The 20,042-nt window shown below is 40.3% G+C and carries 19 protein-coding genes; 13 read left to right on the top strand and 6 right to left on the bottom strand.

Annotated features, from left to right (window positions below; genetic code table 11):
• The first annotated feature begins 104 nt into the window (after positions 1–104).
• From ACE1CA_RS22575 to ACE1CA_RS22595, 5 genes are all read left to right on the top strand, one after another.
• The gene (locus ACE1CA_RS22575; RefSeq protein ID WP_413281695.1) at positions 105–323 is read left to right on the top strand and encodes a DUF433 domain-containing protein; all 219 of its coding nucleotides are present in this window, start codon (positions 105–107) and stop codon (positions 321–323) included.
• 1 nt (position 324) lies between these two features.
• A complete protein-coding gene (locus ACE1CA_RS22580) occupies positions 325–645 on the top strand; it encodes a DUF5615 family PIN-like protein (RefSeq protein ID WP_413281696.1) in 321 nt (106 codons plus the stop codon).
• 174 nt (positions 646–819) lie between these two features.
• Positions 820–2,181, top strand: a complete 1,362-nt coding sequence (locus ACE1CA_RS22585; protein WP_413281697.1) for an AAA family ATPase — start codon at positions 820–822, stop codon at positions 2,179–2,181.
• The gene (locus ACE1CA_RS22590; RefSeq protein WP_413281698.1) at positions 2,178–3,044 is read left to right on the top strand and encodes a DUF4435 domain-containing protein; all 867 of its coding nucleotides are present in this window, start codon (positions 2,178–2,180) and stop codon (positions 3,042–3,044) included. Before ACE1CA_RS22585 ends, ACE1CA_RS22590 begins: the two co-directional genes overlap by 4 nt.
• Before the next feature lie 239 nt (positions 3,045–3,283).
• A complete protein-coding gene (locus ACE1CA_RS22595) occupies positions 3,284–3,553 on the top strand; it encodes a hypothetical protein (RefSeq protein ID WP_413281699.1) in 270 nt (89 codons plus the stop codon).
• Positions 3,554–3,619: 66 nt separating this feature from the next.
• On the opposite strand, the gene ACE1CA_RS22600 is transcribed toward ACE1CA_RS22595, so the two are convergent.
• The 3 genes from ACE1CA_RS22600 to ACE1CA_RS22610 form a co-directional block, all read right to left on the bottom strand.
• Positions 3,620–4,972, bottom strand: coding sequence for an FAD-dependent oxidoreductase (locus ACE1CA_RS22600; protein ID WP_413281700.1), 1,353 nt, complete (start codon positions 4,970–4,972; stop codon positions 3,620–3,622).
• Between the two features lie 294 nt (positions 4,973–5,266).
• Positions 5,267–6,412, bottom strand: a complete 1,146-nt coding sequence (locus tag ACE1CA_RS22605) for an ATP-grasp domain-containing protein (protein ID WP_413281701.1) — start codon at positions 6,410–6,412, stop codon at positions 5,267–5,269.
• Positions 6,413–6,541: 129 nt separating this feature from the next.
• Complete coding sequence (locus ACE1CA_RS22610) at positions 6,542–7,462, bottom strand: SDR family NAD(P)-dependent oxidoreductase (protein ID WP_413281702.1); 921 nt, start codon at positions 7,460–7,462, stop codon at positions 6,542–6,544.
• A gap of 188 nt (positions 7,463–7,650) precedes the next feature.
• On the opposite strand from ACE1CA_RS22610, the gene ACE1CA_RS22615 reads away from it, so the two are divergent.
• Positions 7,651–9,582, top strand: coding sequence for a hypothetical protein (locus tag ACE1CA_RS22615; RefSeq protein ID WP_413281703.1), 1,932 nt, complete (start codon positions 7,651–7,653; stop codon positions 9,580–9,582).
• 21 nt (positions 9,583–9,603) lie between these two features.
• Positions 9,604–9,738, top strand: coding sequence for a hypothetical protein (locus ACE1CA_RS22620; RefSeq protein ID WP_486517489.1), 135 nt, complete (start codon positions 9,604–9,606; stop codon positions 9,736–9,738).
• A 98-nt stretch (positions 9,739–9,836) separates the two neighbouring features.
• Here the strand turns inward: ACE1CA_RS22620 and ACE1CA_RS22625 are convergent, their stop codons facing one another.
• A complete protein-coding gene (locus ACE1CA_RS22625) occupies positions 9,837–10,610 on the bottom strand; it encodes an ABC transporter permease (RefSeq protein WP_413276817.1) in 774 nt (257 codons plus the stop codon).
• A 236-nt stretch (positions 10,611–10,846) separates the two neighbouring features.
• Here ACE1CA_RS22625 and ACE1CA_RS22630 point away from each other — a divergent pair, with 236 nt between their 5' ends.
• Together ACE1CA_RS22630 and ACE1CA_RS22635 are read left to right on the top strand one after the other, a co-directional pair.
• Positions 10,847–11,989 (top strand): RNA-guided endonuclease InsQ/TnpB family protein, encoded by a 1,143-nt coding sequence (locus tag ACE1CA_RS22630; protein WP_413276887.1) that lies wholly within the window; start codon positions 10,847–10,849, stop codon positions 11,987–11,989.
• Between the two features lie 209 nt (positions 11,990–12,198).
• Positions 12,199–13,368, top strand: a complete 1,170-nt coding sequence (locus ACE1CA_RS22635; protein ID WP_413276818.1) for a DegT/DnrJ/EryC1/StrS family aminotransferase — start codon at positions 12,199–12,201, stop codon at positions 13,366–13,368.
• Positions 13,369–13,465: 97 nt separating this feature from the next.
• Here ACE1CA_RS22635 and ACE1CA_RS22640 read toward each other — a convergent pair whose 3' ends face one another.
• A complete protein-coding gene (locus ACE1CA_RS22640) occupies positions 13,466–14,221 on the bottom strand; it encodes a DUF561 domain-containing protein (RefSeq protein ID WP_413276819.1) in 756 nt (251 codons plus the stop codon).
• A 373-nt stretch (positions 14,222–14,594) separates the two neighbouring features.
• Here ACE1CA_RS22640 and ACE1CA_RS22645 point away from each other — a divergent pair, with 373 nt between their 5' ends.
• The 3 genes from ACE1CA_RS22645 to mutT all read left to right on the top strand — a co-directional run bounded on the left by ACE1CA_RS22645 (position 14,595) and on the right by mutT (position 16,678).
• Positions 14,595–15,551 carry an RNA polymerase sigma factor, RpoD/SigA family gene (locus ACE1CA_RS22645; RefSeq protein WP_413276820.1) on the top strand — a complete coding sequence of 319 codons (957 nt, stop codon included), beginning with the start codon at positions 14,595–14,597 and terminating at the stop codon, positions 15,549–15,551.
• A 216-nt stretch (positions 15,552–15,767) separates the two neighbouring features.
• Complete coding sequence (locus ACE1CA_RS22650) at positions 15,768–16,112, top strand: DUF760 domain-containing protein (RefSeq protein WP_413276821.1); 345 nt, start codon at positions 15,768–15,770, stop codon at positions 16,110–16,112.
• Positions 16,113–16,273: 161 nt separating this feature from the next.
• Positions 16,274–16,678, top strand: coding sequence for an 8-oxo-dGTP diphosphatase MutT (gene mutT / locus ACE1CA_RS22655; protein ID WP_413276822.1), 405 nt, complete (start codon positions 16,274–16,276; stop codon positions 16,676–16,678).
• A 107-nt stretch (positions 16,679–16,785) separates the two neighbouring features.
• On the opposite strand, the gene ACE1CA_RS22660 is transcribed toward mutT, so the two are convergent.
• Positions 16,786–17,958: a histidine kinase gene (locus tag ACE1CA_RS22660; protein ID WP_413276823.1), complete on the bottom strand. Its 1,173-nt coding sequence runs from the start codon at positions 17,956–17,958 to the stop codon at positions 16,786–16,788.
• A 265-nt stretch (positions 17,959–18,223) separates the two neighbouring features.
• Between ACE1CA_RS22660 and ACE1CA_RS22665 the strand changes: the two genes are divergently transcribed.
• A complete protein-coding gene (locus ACE1CA_RS22665; protein ID WP_413276888.1) occupies positions 18,224–19,987 on the top strand; it encodes a DUF2079 domain-containing protein in 1,764 nt (587 codons plus the stop codon).
• Positions 19,988–20,042 lie beyond the last annotated feature (55 nt).

Below are 20,042 nucleotides of genomic sequence, written 5' to 3' on the forward strand. Positions count from 1 at the left end.
CAGTTTCATTAATTCCAACAGTAACTGTATTGGAAGGATGAAGCGATCGCTAAATTCGACTTTTTGCATTTAAGATAGATACTAGACTAAAAAAATAAAAGACTATGTTTAAGAACTCACCAGTTATTAGTACGTCTCCTGAAATTATGGGTGGGACTCCAGTTTTTGCTAACACAAGAGTTCCGGTGCAAACACTCTTTGATTATTTGAAAGCAGGAGAGTCAATAGATGATTTCCTTGATGGATTTCCGACAGTAACTAGAGAGCAAGTTATCGAATTACTAGAAGAGGTTGGAAAACAACTTGTTACTATAGTGGCATAGCATGAAACTTCTTCTAGATGAGTGCATCGATCGCAAACTTGCTAGAGAATTTATAGGCTACGAGGTAAAAACAGTTCCGCAGATGGGATGGGCGGGAACAAAAAATGGACAACTTCTTACTCTCGCAGAGGTAGAATTTGATGTTTTTATTACAGTTGACCGTAATCTGTCATTTCAGCAAAATTTGCCAGAATTTGACATAGCAGTAATTGTTTTGCAAGCATCATCTAACCGCTTGGCGGATCTGAAGCCTCTGATACCAAAGGTTTTAGCGATTTTGTCTACAGCAATTAAGGGACAAGCTACAGTCATCAGCACATAAAGGTAGAAGTGAGCATTGTCTACCTTACTGCTAGCTGTTTTATTTTATGCGATCGCAATTTTAGCTTGGTTGGTGAGTGCGATCACTATTTTTTTTATAATGCCCCATTACTAGTATGCTCAGAAGCGGTTACAATCAAAGTCATAAAGCTTTTGACTATAAGATCCCAGAATTATGCGGATAAAACAAATTTCTGTCAGTGGCTTATTTGGAATTTTTGATCATGTAATTCCCTTGAATATCGATGAGCGGATCACAATTATTCATGGGCCAAATGGCTTTGGAAAAACAGCAGTATTGAGGTTGCTGAATGGGTTGTTTAACTCCCGATATTCAGAATTGAAAGCTATTCCTTTTAGTAATTTTCGAGTAGATTTTGATGATGATAGTAGTATTGAAATAACCAAAAATATTAATCATTTAGAAAACGCAGAAAAATCAAACAATATAATAAATTTTAATTTCTACAAACCTAACTCAGAGACAGTCTGTTTTACACTAGAGAACATAAAAATATCTCTTGGTATAGACTTTCCGATTGAAATTTTGGAAGAGACAATACCTGGACTTCGCCAGGTAGCTCCTAAAATATGGCGGTACGTTCCTACTGGAGAAACTCTTTCTTTAGAAGAGGTTTTAGAGCGCTTTGAAAATTTATTGCCCTTTGAAGTAAAGTCCCGAGAAGATTCTGAGTGGTTAAGACAATTAAAAAGTAACATTCATGTTCGTCTCATAGAATCGCAACGTTTACTAAACTTAGTTCCTAATCGTTCGTCCAGAATGAATTATGGGACACCTTCAATGTTGCCAACTGTGTCTGCCTATTCTGATGAACTGGCAAAGTTCATGCGAGATAAATTCACTGAATACGGTACAACATCACAATCGCTTGATAGAACATTTCCCGTTAGGGTGGTAAAGCAACAGTCATCACCAGATTTAACAGAAGAACAGCTTCGCGATCAATTAAATCAACTTGAAGAAACGCGCTCTCGTCTTGTAGCTGTAGGTTTATTGAATAAGGATGAAAACTCAGACTTTCAAATTCAAGCTGAAGCGATAGATGAAAATACCAAAAATATCTTGTCAGTATATGTTGATGATGTAGAAAAGAAATTGAGCGTTTTCAACGACATAGCAAACAAAATCGATTTACTAAAGAGAATTATTAATAACAAATTCTCCTATTCCTACAAACAAATTAACTTTAATAAAGAAAAGGGATTCGTTTTTACAGCACGTTATGATCCTTCTTCAACTGATTCAAAAACCCTTTCACCAGCAGATTTATCATCTGGTGAACAGCATGAATTAGTTCTGCTCTACGAACTATTATTTAAAGTTAAACCTGGCTCTCTAGTATTGATTGATGAACCGGAATTATCTCTTCATGTGGGATGGCAGGTTCAGTTTTTAAAGGATTTGCAAGAAATTACAAAGCTGGCAGATTTAGATATTTTAATGGCTACTCATTCACCAGATATTATTCAAGATCGTTGGGATTTGACGGTTGAATTGAAAAGGCCAGAATCGTGAGAGAATTTCTTACAGTTGACCGTGTTGCTAACCAAATTCGATTACGACGCAGCACTTATTCTGGGACTTTTTTATTGGTAGAAGGTGGTTCTGATAAAATTTTTTATGAACGCTTTGTTGACAAGTTAGCTTGTGAATTAGTCATTACTGCGGGAAAACCATCTAGTAAGCTGCGTGCGATCGCCATTTTGCAAATTTTAGAGCAATCAAATTTTCTGGGAGTTTTGGCTATTGTTGATGCAGATTTCGATCGCCTTGAAACAGCACTAAATAGCATTCCTAATCTATTTCTTACTGATAGCCACGACCTCGAAACTATGTTGATTAAATCCTCAGCCTTTAACAAAGTAGTCGCTGAGTTTGGCTCAGAAGAAAAAATTACGCAGTTTAATCAAGACATAAGAGCAGTATTATTAAAAAGTGGAATGTTGGTAGGTTATCTGCGTTGGATCTCTCAAGGTGATGGGTTAAATTTGACTTTTGATGGCATTGGATTCAGCAAGTTTGTCAATGAAAAAAGCCTAATAATTGATGCGATCAATCTAATTCAAGAAGTTAAAAATAAATCCCAAGATTACTCTTTGAAAAATGAAGACCTGCAACAGCGGTTAATCAGCCGAAAAAACGATAGCCACGATCCCTGGCAAGTCTGCTGTGGTCATGATTTGGTAGAAATCTTATCCTTTGGCTTACGTAAAACTATTGGCTCAAACAAAGCTAGTGATGTTGAGCCGGACTGTCTGGAGCGTAGTTTGCGGCTTGCTTACGAAGACGCTTACTTTCGTGAGACGCATCTCTACTCGGACATTCGCAAATGGGAAAGTAATAATCAGCCTTTTCAGGTTTTGCGGAGTGAGTTATAAGTGTGGCAAATTGTAAATTTTCTTTAACAACACCTATTTTTAGGGCAAATCGTAAAATACGATACAGAATATAGACAAAAAAGTTTTTCTCGCCTGTCTTAAACAAGGAATTAGAGAAACTAGCTTCAAATCGCACCTGATTTTGGAGATGACTTAGGTATTGATTGATTCTTTAATTCTTTAACCTTCTCACAATAGTTTGAAGGCAGGCTTTTGATGGATAAAAATCGGAGGTAAAAATGAATCCAATCGCAGAAATATTACTCGAACAAGTGTCTCATGCTCGAAAGTTGGGACAACGAATTTTGGCGGTAAGTGGCTTAGACGATGATGGGGTAATTTATGCCTTTGCTACTTCAGATACACTGGTAATTAATTGTAGTGATTATCAAACAACTTGGCGGCTTGAGGAAGAACAGTTAAAGTTACGGATGGCGATCGCTAAATTAAAATACTCTATTAAAACAATTGCGATCGAAAAATCTGGAAAAACTTTATATTTTTGGTAAATTTACCTATAAAAATACCTATAAAAAAGCTGTAGAGACGTTTCATGAAACGTCTCTACCACTGCATTAACCAATATGAGCTAAAACTCGCTGTTCGGCTAATTCTTGCTCGAATTTCTGTTTTTCAAAACTGTATCCTTCACCTAAAAAAGAAACGATTTTTTCTGTATCGTATTCCGCATTTTGTAAACAAGTAGAAGCGCCCGGTGAAGGAGTAATATTAAACAAGATATTCTCCCCAATAATTTTGGCCTCTCCCATTTCTAAACGGTGAGTTTTCAGGTTGACAATTTGTGGTCTAATTCCACCATAACCTTTGGCAAGTGTTACTTCATTCAATTTGATTGTGGGTACAATTTTCTGTACTTCTTTGAGGAATAAACGCTTGCCAATTAAAGGGATATCGTAAATGAAATTCATCACGACATACTTTAAAATTGCTGGTTCGGAAAGGATATTAAAGAAGCTCAAAAATGCAGCAATGCTAAGTCCAGCAGTTCTTAAATAATCGAAAAATGTTGCATATTTCCGCTGTTCTAAAAGAGGAGTTACCTTAGCTGTTGGGCCAAATCTAGTTTGACTGGCATCGTGAACTTCTGGATCTCCATGAATAGCAGCGAAAGGTATCTTTTTGAGTTGTACTGTGTAGACTTTACCGTTTAAAACTCCTGGTGCCAGATAAAAACTACCAGCTACATTTAATAAGGCATAATCTTTGCCGTAATCAAGAGTTTTGGCGAATAGTAAACTATAGGCTCCCGCAGTAAATACTACTACTTTAGCAGCGATCGCCTCTCTATCGATTTCTACTTGATAGAAATCGCCTCTTTTTTTGATGTTTTTAACCTTTGTTCCTAACATCAAATCAATTGTTTTTTGCTCGTTTCCCATTGATTTTTGCAGGAAAGATTGGGCTAATTTTTGGAAATCTATGGTGTAACCTTCATCAGTGTAGAGAGCTAAAATTTCCTCATTAATTGGTCTACCTTTTACCACATTAGGTTCTAGTAATGCGATTTCCTCTCTGTCAATCAATCTTAATTTAGGGAACAGAGATTTAAACTCTTGGTATCTGGCGCGAAGTTCGGCAGTTTCTTCTTTGCCGATCGCCAAAACCATTTTATGATATTTACTATGAATTTCTTGGCTAGAATCATTTCGCAACAGGTAATTTTTGACTAAAGTTGCAGCCCGATTAACTTTGCCAGCTTTTTCCAAAGTATAATTAGTTTCAATATCGCCAAAATGTAGCGTTTGGCTATTGCTGGTTTTATGAGAATTGACTAAAGCAACTCCGGGATTTTTTTCAATTAACGCAATGCGATCGATATTCGTATAATTACTCAAAGTATATAACAAGGCGGTGCCAGAAATGCCACCTCCTACGATCGCTACATCATAGATGTTGTGTGAGTGCATAATTTTTTCCAAACTCTAATAAAGCCAATCTAATTTTACAGTTTAAAGCAGACTATTGACCAGCAAAGTCTATGGTAAACAATTTAGAGAAGTTGTCTAGGAAAATTTTTGGATCGTTGTAATTTCCCCATAGCATTTCTCTAGTTCCCCTTCAGAGTAAAACAGATAGACTCAAACGAACTTCACCCAATTGGTTGATCCTAAAGTATGAGATTCTTAAATAGAAAACAGGCAAGAGGTAGACATTGATAACTTGATTGCTAAACTAGTCTTTCCAAAGGAAGATCGATTTGATTAATGACTTTTTCCTGTTGGTTTTGCCAAAGAAACTGCCTTCGCTACCGCTTCATCTAAATATTCCGACAAAGTAATTCCCACTTCGGCTAAACGTGCTTTTGCTGCTTCTAAATTACTCCCAACTAAACGCACGACAAAATGAGGATAGCCACCAGCATCATTTTGAGTATAACTAGCAATAACATTGGCAATTTCTTCACAGGAAGCTAGATTATCCATGATGTTGATTAGTAATACTTTAACCCCATTTTGAGCGCAATAAATTTCTAAGCTTTTTTGCAATAAACAGCTAAAAGGACAAGAGCGATCGCCAGACAAATGGTTTTCACCTAAATTAATACAACCAAAAGGTTTTCCGCCCGTTTGGTAGAGCAAATCTAATGTTGCCATTGCTAAACCGCTACCATTACAAATTACGCCAATATTCCCATCTAATCCCCAAAAGCCATTGCTTTTTGCTTTATTACCGTTAGCGTGTAAATTGACTTTTTCTGCTAAAACTAACAAGTCAGGATGACGAGATAAAGCTGCATCATTAACCGTAATTTTGCCATCTAAAGCCATTAATTCTCCCGAAGGACTAACGCCTAATGGATTAATTTCTACTAGGTCTAAATCCTTTTCTAAAAACAGGGTAAACATCTTTTCAATGATGGTACTAACAGATTGAATGAGATTTCCTTGTAATCCCATTTTCATTGCTAGTTTTCGAGCATAAAAACTAGAAAATTCATCTTCTACAACTACCTGTTCCAAATGTTTCATTACCAAATCTAAATTCATACCTCCTTTAGGCGAACCCAGTAAAACGGGACGACGCAAGGAGTAGTCTAAAGCTACTGCTAAATATATTTCTTGTTGCACGTTATATCTAGCTTCTGCGAGGAGAACTTCGGGATATTCGCCCATGATTGGGAGGCGAAAAATTGTTTGGGCAGCGGCGATCGCATCGATCGTATTTTCCACAAACTTAATTCCCCCAGCCCTACCTCTACCACCAGTAGGCACCTGAGATTTTAAGACTACGGGATAGGGAATTTCTAAACTTTTGATTTCTCTAGGATGATCGATTTTTTGGGAAGGTAAAACTGGGATGCAAATCTGACGAAATAGCTCTTTGGCTTGATATTCTAATAAATCCATATTTAGTTGGGAATTTGGTAATAGATGGTTGGTAGTTGGTAATTGGTAGTTGGTAATTGGTAAGAGAATCTATTAAAAATTAAAATAAATTTCTGTTTTTTGCTCTAACCATTACCAATTACCGATTATCTATTTTTGAGAAGTTGTTGATTTTTTCCAATCTTCTGCCACTAGATCGATGCCGTAAAACTTTTGCCAAAAGCGGTCTACAAATTTTGTAGGTAACACTTTGGTCATCATAAACAACAAAAAATCTCCAGCGGTGGCAGCAGTATACCTGGGACGAGGATGAGCATCTGTGAGCGATCTCACAATTATCTGGGCAACTCGTTCCGCAGTCCAAGCACGACTACTAGTTCGTTCTTGGAGCTTTTCCAACTGGCGGAAAGCGGCACGATAAGGAGTATTTTCGGGGTCTGCGACTGTTTCGACTACCCCTCGACCAGCGACATCAAAAAATTCCGTAGTTACTGGCCCTGGCTCAATCACGCTAACCTTGATGTTGAATGGCTCCAACTCCATACGGAGAGCGTCGCTCAGACCTTCGAGAGCGAATTTAGAGGAACTGTACAAACCGCCAAAGGGAAATGCCAATTTTCCTCCTAGAGAACTGATGTTAACAATTCTGCCGCCTTTGCGATCGCGCATCACCGGAATTAACTCCCGAATTAAAGCCAAAGGCCCCAATACATTCACTTCAAACTGTCGCCTCGCCGCTGCTGCTGGAATTAACTCAACAGGCCCCATTTGACCGTAGCCAGCATTATTTACTAAAACATCCACTCCACTGAAACGCAGTACAGCCGCCCGCGCCAAAGCTTCTACGTCATCAATTTGGGACATATCTGTAGGAACTATCATCACTTCTGCCCCAGCTTTGCTACAGTAATTGGCAACCTTTTCTAATTTCTCTTGGTTACGAGCCGCTAACACCAATCGTATTCCCAAGAAATTTTGGGCTAAAACCTGAGCCAAAGCCGCCCCTATTCCAGCCGAAGCCCCGGTAATTAATACAACTTGTTGAGATAATGGAATGGATTTTTTAGACATGGCATTAAACTAAAAGATTGATTAAACCAAAACACCGGGCTAATTGCCTACTCCGAATTAAATAGATCGGATCGTCAGCCAAGATAACTCGTTATTATTAGGAATTGCATAAATTTAGTCGCAGTTCGCCCATCTCAAGACCAAGATATCAAATTCTTCACAACTCGAAATAAATTAGGTGGTGTAAAATGCAAACAGCAGTCCGACCCAGCGAACTTCAAGAACTAGCCAAATTTTTACAAGAACGCTTAAAAGCAGAATTAGCGTCAGAAGCTCCTCTGCAAGTCAGATGTATGGTGCAAAACGAGATTCTGCTAGTGCTGGCGCAACATTCTCCGTCCGTAGCGCCAGAAGCCCAGCCAATATTTCGGGTGCTACAGCGAACTATTCAGGAAGCTCAACCGGAATTTACAGAAAAAGTTCGGCTTTACTTGCGAGCAGTAGGGCAAAAACAACCCCGCGCCATACATGATTTTATTATTGAAAAATCACCAGCTTGGTTAGATAATGCAGAGTTGAATGATGATGAAGAAGACGATTTTGATGATTTATTTCGCTGGTTAGGTAAAGCATCTGAGGAAACTGAAGAAACTCCGCAACAAAATGATAGTAATGCTGTCTTTTCTGAGGTAAATTTGGAGGAGCAAAAGCCGAATGAAACCACTTCTTTAAAGCATTTAGTTGCTGAATCAGAAACCGAATCTGATTCGATGGCGGATTTATCTTTGGAAGAACCACCGAGTCAATCATTACCAGAAACAGAAGTGATTTATGAAGCTCCAATAGCTCCAGAAAGTCAACCAAAGCCAAAACCAGAAAGGAGACAAATTTCTGTATCGCCAAAGTTAGCGATCGCAGCTGCTACAGTAACAATAGTTGCTTTTTTAACTAGTCTTTATACGTTTAGTCGTCCTTGCGTAATTGGCTCATGTCCCCAAATTAAAACGGCAAAACAACTTGGTCAAGAGTCAAGCCAAACTATTAAAAAAGCCAAAAACATTCAAGATTTAGAAAGAGCCAAGCAGAAGTTAACTACAGCTACTCAATTATTAGGAAGTATTCCCTTTTGGTCTGGTTACTATGGAGAAGCGCAGAAGTTGTTGCCCAGTTATCAGAATCAAGCTAATGCGATCGATCCAGTGTTAATGGCAATGAAAAAAGCCGAGGAAGCAGCAGAAAACAGTCAAAATCCTCCCCATTCAATGCAAGAATGGCAGGATATTAACTCACTTTGGAATCAGTCAGTCGCTTTACTCAAACAAGTTCCCAAAACCAGCCCAGTCTATAGTTTTGCTCAGAAAAAACTGCTGACTTATCAGAATAATTCAGGAGCAATAAATCAACAAATTAACTTAGAAGAAACAGTCGAAAATAAAATTACTGCGGCTAAACAAGCGGCACAAACAGCAGAATTGCGACAAATGTCGGCAAAATCATTAGAAAATTGGCAAGAAATAGAATCGATTTGGCAAAAGACGATCGCAACTCTAGCATCAATTCCTCAAAATGTCACAGGGCATGAAGAAGCCCAGCAATTATTGGATAATTACAAAATCAAATTGGCAACGGTGCGCGATCGAAGAGATCAAGAACAAATTTCTGTTAACATTTACAATCAATCCATCACCCTCGCCAGCCTCGCCCAAAACCAAGAACAAAGAAATCAATGGTCACAAGCAGTATCCAGTTGGCGACGCGCTTTAACCTACGCTCAACAAGTACCCAAAGCTACTTTTTACTATACCCAAGCTCAACCCCTTATTGATAGTTACAGCAGCGCTTTAAATCAAGCTCAAGACAGATTAAAAGTTGCCTTAGTTTTACAAAAAGCTAACACTGACTTAAACCGAGTGTGCAACGTTTCCCCGAAAATTTGCGATCACATAGTCACTCGTCAAGGCATCAAAGTTTACCTCACACCCGCTTACGTAAATAGCATCAGAAGAACCGCCATGAGTGCTGGCATCAATGGCGACGCTAACACCTTAGCCGGAGTAGACGATCACCTAAAAACCTTACAATCAGCACTAGAAGCAATTAGCGAAAACTCCGTTTTACCCTTAGAAATTTACGATCACACTCGCGCTTTAATTGGCAAGTATAGCCCTAAGCCAAATTGACAAAGCAGAGGAGATGGGGAGATGGGGAGATGGGGAGATGGGGAGATGGGGAGATGGGGAGATGGGGAGATGGGGAGATGGGGAGATGGGGAGATGGGGAGATGGGGAGATGGGGAGATGGGGGGATGGGGGGATGGGGGGATGGGGGGATGGTGAGGGTAGGGATACGGCATTCAAAAGATAACGCAAGAGTTGCAAATATTAATGATGCCGTGTCCCTATAATTTCCCTCTCCACACCTCCCTACCTTCCCACTAAATCTTCAATTGTTCTGCTGAATTAAAAACTTGCCGGGAAATACCTTGAGTTACTAAAAAAGTGGTAATTAAAGTAGCAAATAACTGAATGAACAAAATCAGCATTTGGTAAAGAGCAGCGGTTAAGGGATATACTCCACTTAAAAGTTGTCCGGTAAAAGTTCCCGGTAAAGTTACCACACCGACAACCAACATAGTGTTTAAATTAGGAATCATTGCGGCTTTAATTGCTTCCTTGCGGTACAAAGCAACAGCTTGTTGGGGAGTTGCACCTAAACTGAGATGAGTTTCAATTTCTAACCGATTAGAGTTGAGGGAACTAGTCAAACGTTCTAGAGCAATAGCTGCACCATTCATGGCATTTCCTAGTAAAATTCCGGCTAAAGGGATGAAATACTGAGGTTCATACCAAGGCTTTGGTTGCAGCACTAAAAGATTAACGTAAACCAGAGTTAAAGTAGTGCTGATTAACAGAGAAAGCCAGACAATTGGTAATATTTGTGATATTCTCTGATTAACTCGGTTGCGGGCAACTGTGGCAGCGATCGTCAGCATTGCAGCCACAACGAGCAAAACTGCCCAAGGATTATCCAAGTTGAAAGCTATTGCCAGAAAGTAGCCTACCACTAAAAGTTGTACGATCGCTTGGATCGTTCCTCTAGCGATCGACCACTCCAATCCTAATTTTTGCGTAGCCGACAAACCAATAGCAACAACGATTAGCCCCAAGCATACAACCAAGTCTATGGGATTAAGTTCAATTAAATCCACTCGTTTTAATGTCCTTTAATTTTCAAGTAAGCAGGGAAGTAGGAGCGTTCCCAGGGCAGAACAATAAAATAAATCTTACCTTTAAAATTAACTAAACTACCGACTACCAAGAAAAGAATGGGAACATGAGAGCCTCCTAGTTTTAACAGGAGGGTAAAACGCGATTACGGGGATTTATCCCCGTGTTTCTTGGCTCGATTTAAGATATACTTATAACATAAAAGGAGGTGACAAATCTGTTTAAAACTATTCCAGTTAAAGCCAAGTTTACTGAAGAAGAAAAAGCTTTTTGGGTTGAATCAACCAATAGCTATAACAAGTTGGTTGACCTTTACTATCAAGAAGAGGTTGATAAACCATCATTGCCCAGATATCGAAAAAAGGGTGGATTGGCAGCAATTACCTTTCCAAAACAAGCACTCATTTATAAAAATGGGTGCTTTTATCCGTCTGTAAGTAGGGAAACAAAACCTGAATTAATTACAGAAGTTTCGCTACTCTTACCAGAATTTATTGATGCCGATTGGGTAAGAGAAGTTAGAATTCGTCCTAATTTAGGAGAGTTTTGGATTGACTGGGTAATTGACGATGGTAAACAGCCAATTAATGTCAATCCCAAATTAGATTATTCTCAGGCTTGGGGTTTTGATCATGGTGGGACTAATTGGTTAACGGGTGTTTCCACTCGTGGCAAAAGTTTGATTATTGATGGCAGAAAACTGAAATCAATGAATCAGGGTTACTGCCGTTTGGTGGCTAAATACAAGCAAGGGAAATCCGAATTTTACTGGGATAAAAATCTGGATAGAATTCAACGCAAGCGCAACAATCAAATGCGCGATGCAATTAACAAAGCCGCCAGATTTATTATTAACCAATGCCTAAATGACCGGATTGGAAATTTAGTGATTGGTTGGAATGAATCACAGAAAAACCGTCCCGAGATGGGAAAACGCAACAATCAGAATTTTGTCGCTATTCCTACGGGACGGTTAATCGAAAGACTTAAACAACTTTGTCCTGAATACGGAATTCAACTCACAATTACCGAGGAAGCTAATACTTCCAAAGCTTCATTTCTTGATGGTGACTCTCTACCAAAACACGGTGAAAAACCCGCAATGTGGAAAGCATCTGGTACAAGAATTAAGCGTGGCTTGTATCGTACAAAGTTGGGTTATTTAATTAATGCTGACTGCAATGGTGCAGCGAACATTATTAAGAAAGTAGCCACACAGTTAGGCTTATACCTAGCCGAGGTGGGTAGAAGCAGTTTGGCACTGCCACAACGAATTGATTTAGATGAAAGACTTTCTAGATCGTATCGTGAAAAGGCGTTGCGAAGTGTGTCTTCAGACCACGTAGCAACATCCTTTTAGAATCCCCTTTTTTCAAATGGGGGAGATGTCAACAAAAATTGTTCTTGACTTTAAGCAACGTACTAGCCTTATATTATTTTGAGATTAAGGTTGTTAGGTGTTAGGGAAATTGTCTTCTTCCCTAATCCCTAACCTCTAATCCCTAATTTGTCGCAATTCCAGGTAATGGTATTCTTTATCGCTAAAACTCTTTTAATTCTGGTAATCGAGTGAACAACATCCCCCCTATTGATTTAGCCCTGCAATACAAAACTATTGAGGAAGAAATAAATACAGCCGTATTGAGCATACTGGCTTCTGGTCGTTATATTGGTGGCAATCCAGTAGAAAACTTTGAACGACAGTTTGCAGCTTATATTGGTGTTTCCCAAGCTATTTCCTGTAATTCTGGCACTGATGCCCTGTACTTAGCATTGCGGGCGCTAGGAATAGGTGCTGGCGATGAAGTGATTACTACGCCTTTTACTTTTATCGCTACCGCAGAGGCAATCAGTACCGTAGGCGCAACACCAGTGTTTGTGGATATTGATGCCCAAACTTTTAATTTAGATATTAACCAAATTCCATCTGTCATCACTGAGAAAACTAAAGCAATTTTACCAGTGCATTTGTTTGGGCAACCTGTGGATATGGCAAGGTTGATGGCAGTGGCGCAAAAGCATAATCTAGCTGTTATCGAAGACTGCGCTCAAGCTACGGGTGCGAGTTGGAGCGAGATGCTTGACGGTACGTTACACGATCGCAAAGTTGGTAGCATATCCCATATCGGATGTTTTAGTTTCTTCCCTACCAAAAACTTAGGAGCCTTTGGCGACGGTGGCGCAATTACTACTGGCGATCGCGAAATAGCCGCTAAAGTGAGAATGTTAAAAGAGCATGGTTCTCCCAGTCGCTATTACCACCAAGAAATCGGAATCAATAGCCGTTTAGATGCCCTACAAGCTGCTATTCTCCAAGTCAAATTAGGATATTTGGAAACTTGGAACAGCCAACGCTCTCAAGTAGCAGCACGTTACCAAAACTTACTCGCACCACTCCCCGGAATTGTTTTACCTCAGAGTTTACCAGGCGGTAAAAGTGTCTGGAATCAATACACAATTCGCATCCTAGCCTCCGAAAGCAAAGACAAGACTTCTGCATCAAACTCCCGACGAGATCAAGTACGTACTCAAATGCAGCAGCAAGGCGTTACTTCTATGATTTACTACCCCATTCCCTTGCACTTGCAGCCCGTTTACCAAAGTTTAGGCTATCAACCAGGCAGTTTTCCTGTAGCCGAACAAGTTTGTCACGAAGTTTTATCTTTGCCTATGTTCCCTGAATTAACACAAGAGCAACAAGAGCAAGTGGTTTATGCGTTAAAAGATGCTTTGGCTTGAGCAGAGGAGCAGAGGAGATAAAGAGAAGTTAATTAACTTAAAACTTTACTCCTTAATTCAACAATTCCCTCTCTGTTCCTGACTCAAAACTCAAAAGTTAAAACTTTACAGCTTTCTGCTTTCTGCTTTCTGTCGCCAGCGCTTCAACGATGCTGCGAACAGCGGCTACCATTGCTACTTCGCTGTTTAATTGATTGATGGCAGAGCCAACACCAACGCCAGCTGCTCCAGCGGCGATGGCTAAGGGTGCGGTAACGCTGGAGATGCCGGAAGCACATAACACTGGTACTGAGACGGCACGGGAAATTTCGTAGGCTGCGGCTAGGGTGGGGGCAGCTTTTTCCATCATGCCTAATGTGCCTGGGTGGGTGGGTGCGGCGCTGGTACCGCCTTCGGTTTGGATGATGTCTGCGCCTGCTTTGACTAGTGCTTCGGCTAATTGCACTTGTTCGGACAAACTTAAAATGTGGGGAACGGTGACACAGAGGGTAATATGGGGAAGGAGCGATCGCGTTTTGTAAGTAATCTCCATTACCTCTGGAGCCTCAAAACGCCGTCCTTGAGCGTAGAAACTATCGAAGTTACCAATTTCAATCAAATCGGCTCCCGCTTCTACTGCGGGTACAAACAATTCTGGTTCTACAGCCGATACACAAATTGGTAAGCTAGTAATTTCCCGGCAATGTCTCACTAATTCCGCATCGGCGGCGATATCGACAAAGGTGGCTCCTCCCATGTCGGCAGCTTTAACAATTGCTGCTACTCGTTGGCGATCGAAATTATTTAACCCACTGATAACCTTTAAAGCGTAACCTTGCTCAAAAGCACGTTCTAATACTGCTGAGATCGTCATGGTGCAACTCTTCATCAAAAATTTATGGATTATTGTTGCACTACCTGCGATTATAAGCCAGATCCTCTAGGTAAATTTTCAGAAACAGAGGCTTTCGGAGCAGAGGAGCAGAGGAGCAGAAGGTAAAAAATTCCCCTTGTCCCCTTGTCCCCAGTCCCCAGTCCCCAGTCCCCAGTCCCCCATAAAATCATTACGATTTTGTTTTACAAGATGCAATTTTTACTTAGTTGGTGCTGTAACCTCAATATCTAATCCTCGTCGCCTTTGTTAAAGGATGAGGCTGGTGCTAAATAGTGCCAGGAATACATACAAGACGCTGTACAAATTCACTCATAAAAGTTACAATTGTTAATAATAGTTAAAGTAAAGCGCCATGAAGACCAGTCAGACATCAACAGATCTTGTGCGCACCTACCTGCGTGAAATTGGTCGTGTTCCCTTGCTGACTCACGAACAAGAGATCATGTACGGTAAGCAAGTACAGCGCTTAACGGCTTTGCAAGCTGAGAAAGAATCTTTAGCTGCTCAGTTAGGGTACGAACCTACAATTGCTGAGTGGGTACAGCAATCTGGTCTGTCTGAGGCAGAATTAGAGCAGATTGTGAGAGAGGGTGAATATGCTAAGCGGAAGATGGTGGAAGCTAACTTACGATTGGTAGTGTCAGTTGCCAAAAAATACATAAAACGTAATGTAGATTTGTTGGATCTGATTCAGGAAGGCAGTATCGGGATGCAGCGAGGGGTGGAAAAATTTGACCCGACTAAAGGCTACCGATTTTCAACTTATGCTTACTGGTGGATTCGCCAAGCTATTACTCGTGCGATCGCAGAAAAAGGGCGCACGATTCGCTTACCAATTCATATTACTGAAAAACTCAATAAAATTAAAAAAGCTCAACGTCAACTTTCCCAACAGTTGGGTAGAGCAGCCACAGCAGCAGAACTGGCAAAAGAACTAGATTTAACTCCCAAACAAGTTCGGGAATATTTAGAAAGAGCGCGTCAACCGTTATCATTGGATTTGCGCGTCGGAGATAACCAAGATACAGAATTGGGAGAACTTTTAGAAGATACTGGTCTTTCACCAGAAGATTTTGCTGTCCAGTCGGCTCTACATACAGATTTGGAAAAGTTGATGGCAGAGTTAACTCCGCAGCAGCAGCAGGTTTTGGCAATGCGCTTTGGGTTGGAAGATGGGCAAGCGTTGACTTTGGCGAAAATTGGCGATCGCTTAAATATTAGCCGGGAAAGAGTCCGCCAAATTGAACGGGAAGCACTCACCAAACTCCGCAAACGTAAAGCCGACATCGATGAATTTATCGCTAGTTAAAATGGGAAATTCACTGAAATAATGCTCTGGCTCAGTGGATTTCTTCATTTTAAATTTGCCAATTTTGAATTTTAAAAGATGTCATTTTTATAGATAGACTGCTAGAGTAGTGAAAAAGAAACTCTTTGGTAGTCATTTTAGTGCCGAGAACCATAAACTGCTGCCAGAATATCTCAACTGAACTTAAGAGGCTGCAAGTAAAAGGGAGATAACAAAGTGAAACATCCATCCGATCGATTCTCCGAATTCTCTGGAGATGAATCAGAATCAAATAATTGGTTGTGGCAATACGTACAGTCCCTGAGTCCAGAAACGATCGCTCAACTCTCTAAACCTACATCTGGAGATGTATTTCAGGTAATGGAACGTAATATAGTGGGACTTTTGGGAAATTTACCTTCCGAACAATTTGGCGTTAGTATTACCACTAATCGGGAGCATTTAGGACGGCTATTAGCTTCAGCGATGATTAGCGGTTACTTTCTGCGGAATGCCGAACAAAGAATGGCTTTTGAGAAGTCTTTACAAGCAACAGAAGCTAACTCTTCAGAGGCGGAATAGTTAAACCTTAGAGAATTAACTAAGGGTAAGATAAGGACAATCTGTAAAATTGTGTAATTGCTCAAATCAAAATTATTCCTATCTTTGCTTAATGAGTTCTAAGTTTTAAGTTAACTCAAAACTCAAAACTCAAAACTCAAAACTTTATTGCTCCTCTGCCCATGTCAAAAATTCCCTTACCTCACAAAATTATCGGTGTTGCTGTTATTTGGAACGAACAAGGTAAAATTCTGATCGATCGCCGTCGTCCAGAGGGATTAATGGGAGGATTGTGGGAGTTTCCCGGTGGTAAATTAGAACCGGGCGAAACCGTACAAGATTGTATTAAAAGAGAAATTCAAGAAGAGTTAGCAATTGGTGTGGAAATTGGCGAGCATTTAATTACTATTGACCACACTTATAGCCAATTTCATGTAACTTTAAATGTTTATCATTGTCGTCATGAAAGTGGAGAACCTCAGCCAATAGAATGTGATGAAATTCGCTGGGTGACGGTGGATGAATTACCTAATTATGAATTTCCCATAGCTAATTTACAAATTATTCAAGCTTTAAAAGAGATTTGATAATAAATCTAATTCATTCGGGAAATTCTTAATATATAAGGAATCCCAGTCCTCAGTCCCCAGTCCCCAAAACCAGGGTTTTCCACCACAAGCACAAGATCAGCCAACTATCGATAAACAGGAAGAGTAAAACTAAAACAACTACCACCTTTTGCCACAGAATCTACCCAAATTCGACCATAGTGAGCCCGAATAATACGCTGGCAAAGAGATAAACCAATTCCGTATCCTTCTTTATCTCGATCGCGCTTCAGGCGATAGTGTTCTTCAAAAATAGCTTCGCGGTCTTCTTCGGGTACGCCTAGCCCATTATCACCTACACTGACCTGAATTTTTTGGGTAGTTCGATGTAAGATAGAAATTTCGATCGTGCCGCCTTCAGGAGTGTATTTATTGGCATTATCCAAAAGATTTACTAACACCTGACGTACTCTTTCCGGGTCAGCATAAACTAAAGGTAGGTCGTTGGGAATATCAGTTTTCAATTCTTGACATTTAGCTTCAAATCGATGTCTTAAACAATCGATTACATCCTTGCAAAGTGTTCCTAACTCTAACTTTTTCGGTAAAATTCGCAATTCGGCAGAACTTCCCTGCGCTGCCTGTAAAATATCAGTTATCAACCGTTCGATATTCAGAGATTGAATCCGCGCTTGTTTAATTAAACGCATGGTTAAAGCGGGTGATAATTTTGGGCTGAATCCGGTTTCAATATTGTAATTGTTTTCTAGTGTCTCTAAGGCAATTAAGGAAGCGGTTAGCGGGTTGCGAAGATCGTGAGCTAACATAGCAACGATCCGGTCTTTAAACTGCAATTGCTGTTGCAATTCTTCTTTCTCTTTCTTCAGGCGAAATATTTCTTCCGAGAGGCGAATTAGTTCAGCAAAATCAGCGAAGCAAGGGGTATTTTGAGTACTGTGATTGGGCCATTCGTGCAGTTTTAGATAATCTTCCACACTATTTTTCCAGCGAGGCCACCAATCTTGTAACTGGGTGAGTAAATTACTTCCAGCTAGTGTTTGACGTGGTGGTGGGTGAATTTTGACTAAGGCTGGTGTTGCTACTAGTTTAAAGTGTTCGGCGAGGTATGGTTGTTGTCCTACATCGACTATTTCCAGTTCAAAGGGGTAATCACTCTTGAGATGTTCTAGATAGGCAAGAAGCCGCTGTAGTTGCTCATGGGAACTCGGACGCTGGTCTACAAATAATAATAGCTGTAGAGGCGTTTGGGGATGAGTTAGTTTTTCAGCATCTGCTGGTATGCAATCTCTATTCACCACGGCGGACAAATTGTTAAACCTTTTCTAGAAGTTGACGATCGCGAAACCTGTTCCAGGTAGAATAGCTTACCCATAACTCCTACATCTATAAGCTACCGCGTTTTGGGTACTTAGGGAGCCTGGTACTATTGAAAACTAATTTATTTTTACGGGAAAGTCACTATGCCATCTAAGACCGGGGGTGGTAAAAGCATTGTGGCTAGTATCTTGAGTAATTGAAAGCAATGTGAGAGGCTTATCATCGGCGTTGAGTGTTAAGTGAGTGATGGTACTAAACGGGAGGAAACATCCCTATTTAACAGGGGTGATTGCTGTAGCGATCGCGTTTTTCGTGCTGATGTTAGGTTTGACTTTACATCGTTATTTCACGTTTTACGCTTCCTACGACCAAGGAATATTTAATCAGGTGTTTTGGAATGGTATTCACGGTCGATTTTTTCAAAGTTCTCTGTCCTCCCAGTTATCAACGAACGTAGTTCACAACGGCGAAGTACCGTCTGTGTTTTATCACAGGTTAGGGCAGCATTTCACCCCAGCTTTGTTGCTCTGGATACCCTTGTACTCATTGTTTCCCGCTCCTACAACCTTAACTGTATTGCAGGTTACTTTGGTCACTGCTGCTGGTCTACTTTTGTACTCCTTGGCTAGACAATATCTCCAACCACGTCTAGCAGCAATAATTACTTTTAGTTTTTATGGCGCTAACGCAATTATCGGGCCGACTCTCTCTAATTTCCATGATATCTGCCAAGTACCTTTATTTACTTTTGGTTTGTTTTTGGCTATGGAAAAACGTCGGTGGTGGCTGTTTTGGTTGTTGGCTGTACTGATTTTAGCAGTCAGGGAAGATGGCGGAGTTAGTTTGTTTGGTGTTGGTTTTTACATGATTGCCAGCCGGAGGTTTCCGCGAATTGGGTTGGGGGTTTGTGTTCTGGCTTTTGGTTATATGCTGGTGTTGACTAACCTAATCATGCCGCTATTTTCGGCGGATATTTCCCAAAGGTTTATGATGGAAAGGTTTGGTCAGTATGCCGAGGGAACTGAAGCTTCTACTGTAGAAATTATCTGGGGAATGGTCAGAAATCCTTGGCGGTTGTTTGTAGAATTGGTTACACCAGTAGACCGTACCATAACCTATTTTTTGGCACATTGGTTGCCTTTTGCTTTTGTCCCAGCTTTTTCGCCATCGGCTTGGGCGATCGCAGGTTTTCCTTTGCTAAAATTACTGTTGGGTCAAGGACAGTCCGTGTTAGCAATTAATATTCGTTACGCCATGACTGTGGTTCCCGGACTTTGCTACGGTACAATTCTTTGGTGGGCAGCCGGAAGAGAAAAGTTAATTGATGCGCCTGTCAGAGATTTAATTGCTAGTGGTTTGATTTCGCTAGGTAATTTCTTTTCTTACCCAATTTTTCGAGGTGTTCAAACCATAATTAGTAAGTTGGTAAATTGGTGGGAAAAACAGCCAAAATTGCTCAAATTATCGATGCAAAGGTTTTGGATAATTTGTATCTGTCTTTCGCTGGTGTTTACTTTCACTTCTAACCCAAATCGCACTTTATCTTTTCTGATTCCTGATTCTATTCGCCCTTTGGTATATGTACCAATAAATATTCAGTGGAAGCACGCAGGTAGTATCCGTAGTTTATTAGATAGAATTCCAACAGATGGGAGTGTAGCAGCGACAACTTATATAGTGCCTCATTTGTCTGGAAGACGCGAAATTATTAGGTTTCCAGCTTTGGAGTTTCAGAACGATCGACGAGAGGTGGTAAGTGTAGATTATGCGATCGCAGATTTATGGCAATTAAAGAAATACCAAGTTGCCTTTAAAACCGATTGCCAAATTTTACAAGATAGCGTGCGAACTATTGATAAAATATTTGGTAATCAGTTATACGGAATAGTTGGCTTTGAAGATGGAGTTATTCTATTACAGAAAGGAGTACAGTCTAATCCTGATGCTATTTCTGCATGGCAGATATTCCGAGAGGAAATCACGCCGATCTTAAATAAACCCAAGTGTTAGAGCCAACCAAGGAAAGATTTTTCTTAACATAACTAAACGTAGTAAGCTACAATGA

Origin of the sequence: Floridaenema evergladense BLCC-F167 (genome assembly GCF_041929205.2) — a bacterium.
Taxonomy (GTDB): Bacteria; Cyanobacteriota; Cyanobacteriia; order Cyanobacteriales; family Aerosakkonemataceae; genus Floridanema; species Floridanema evergladense.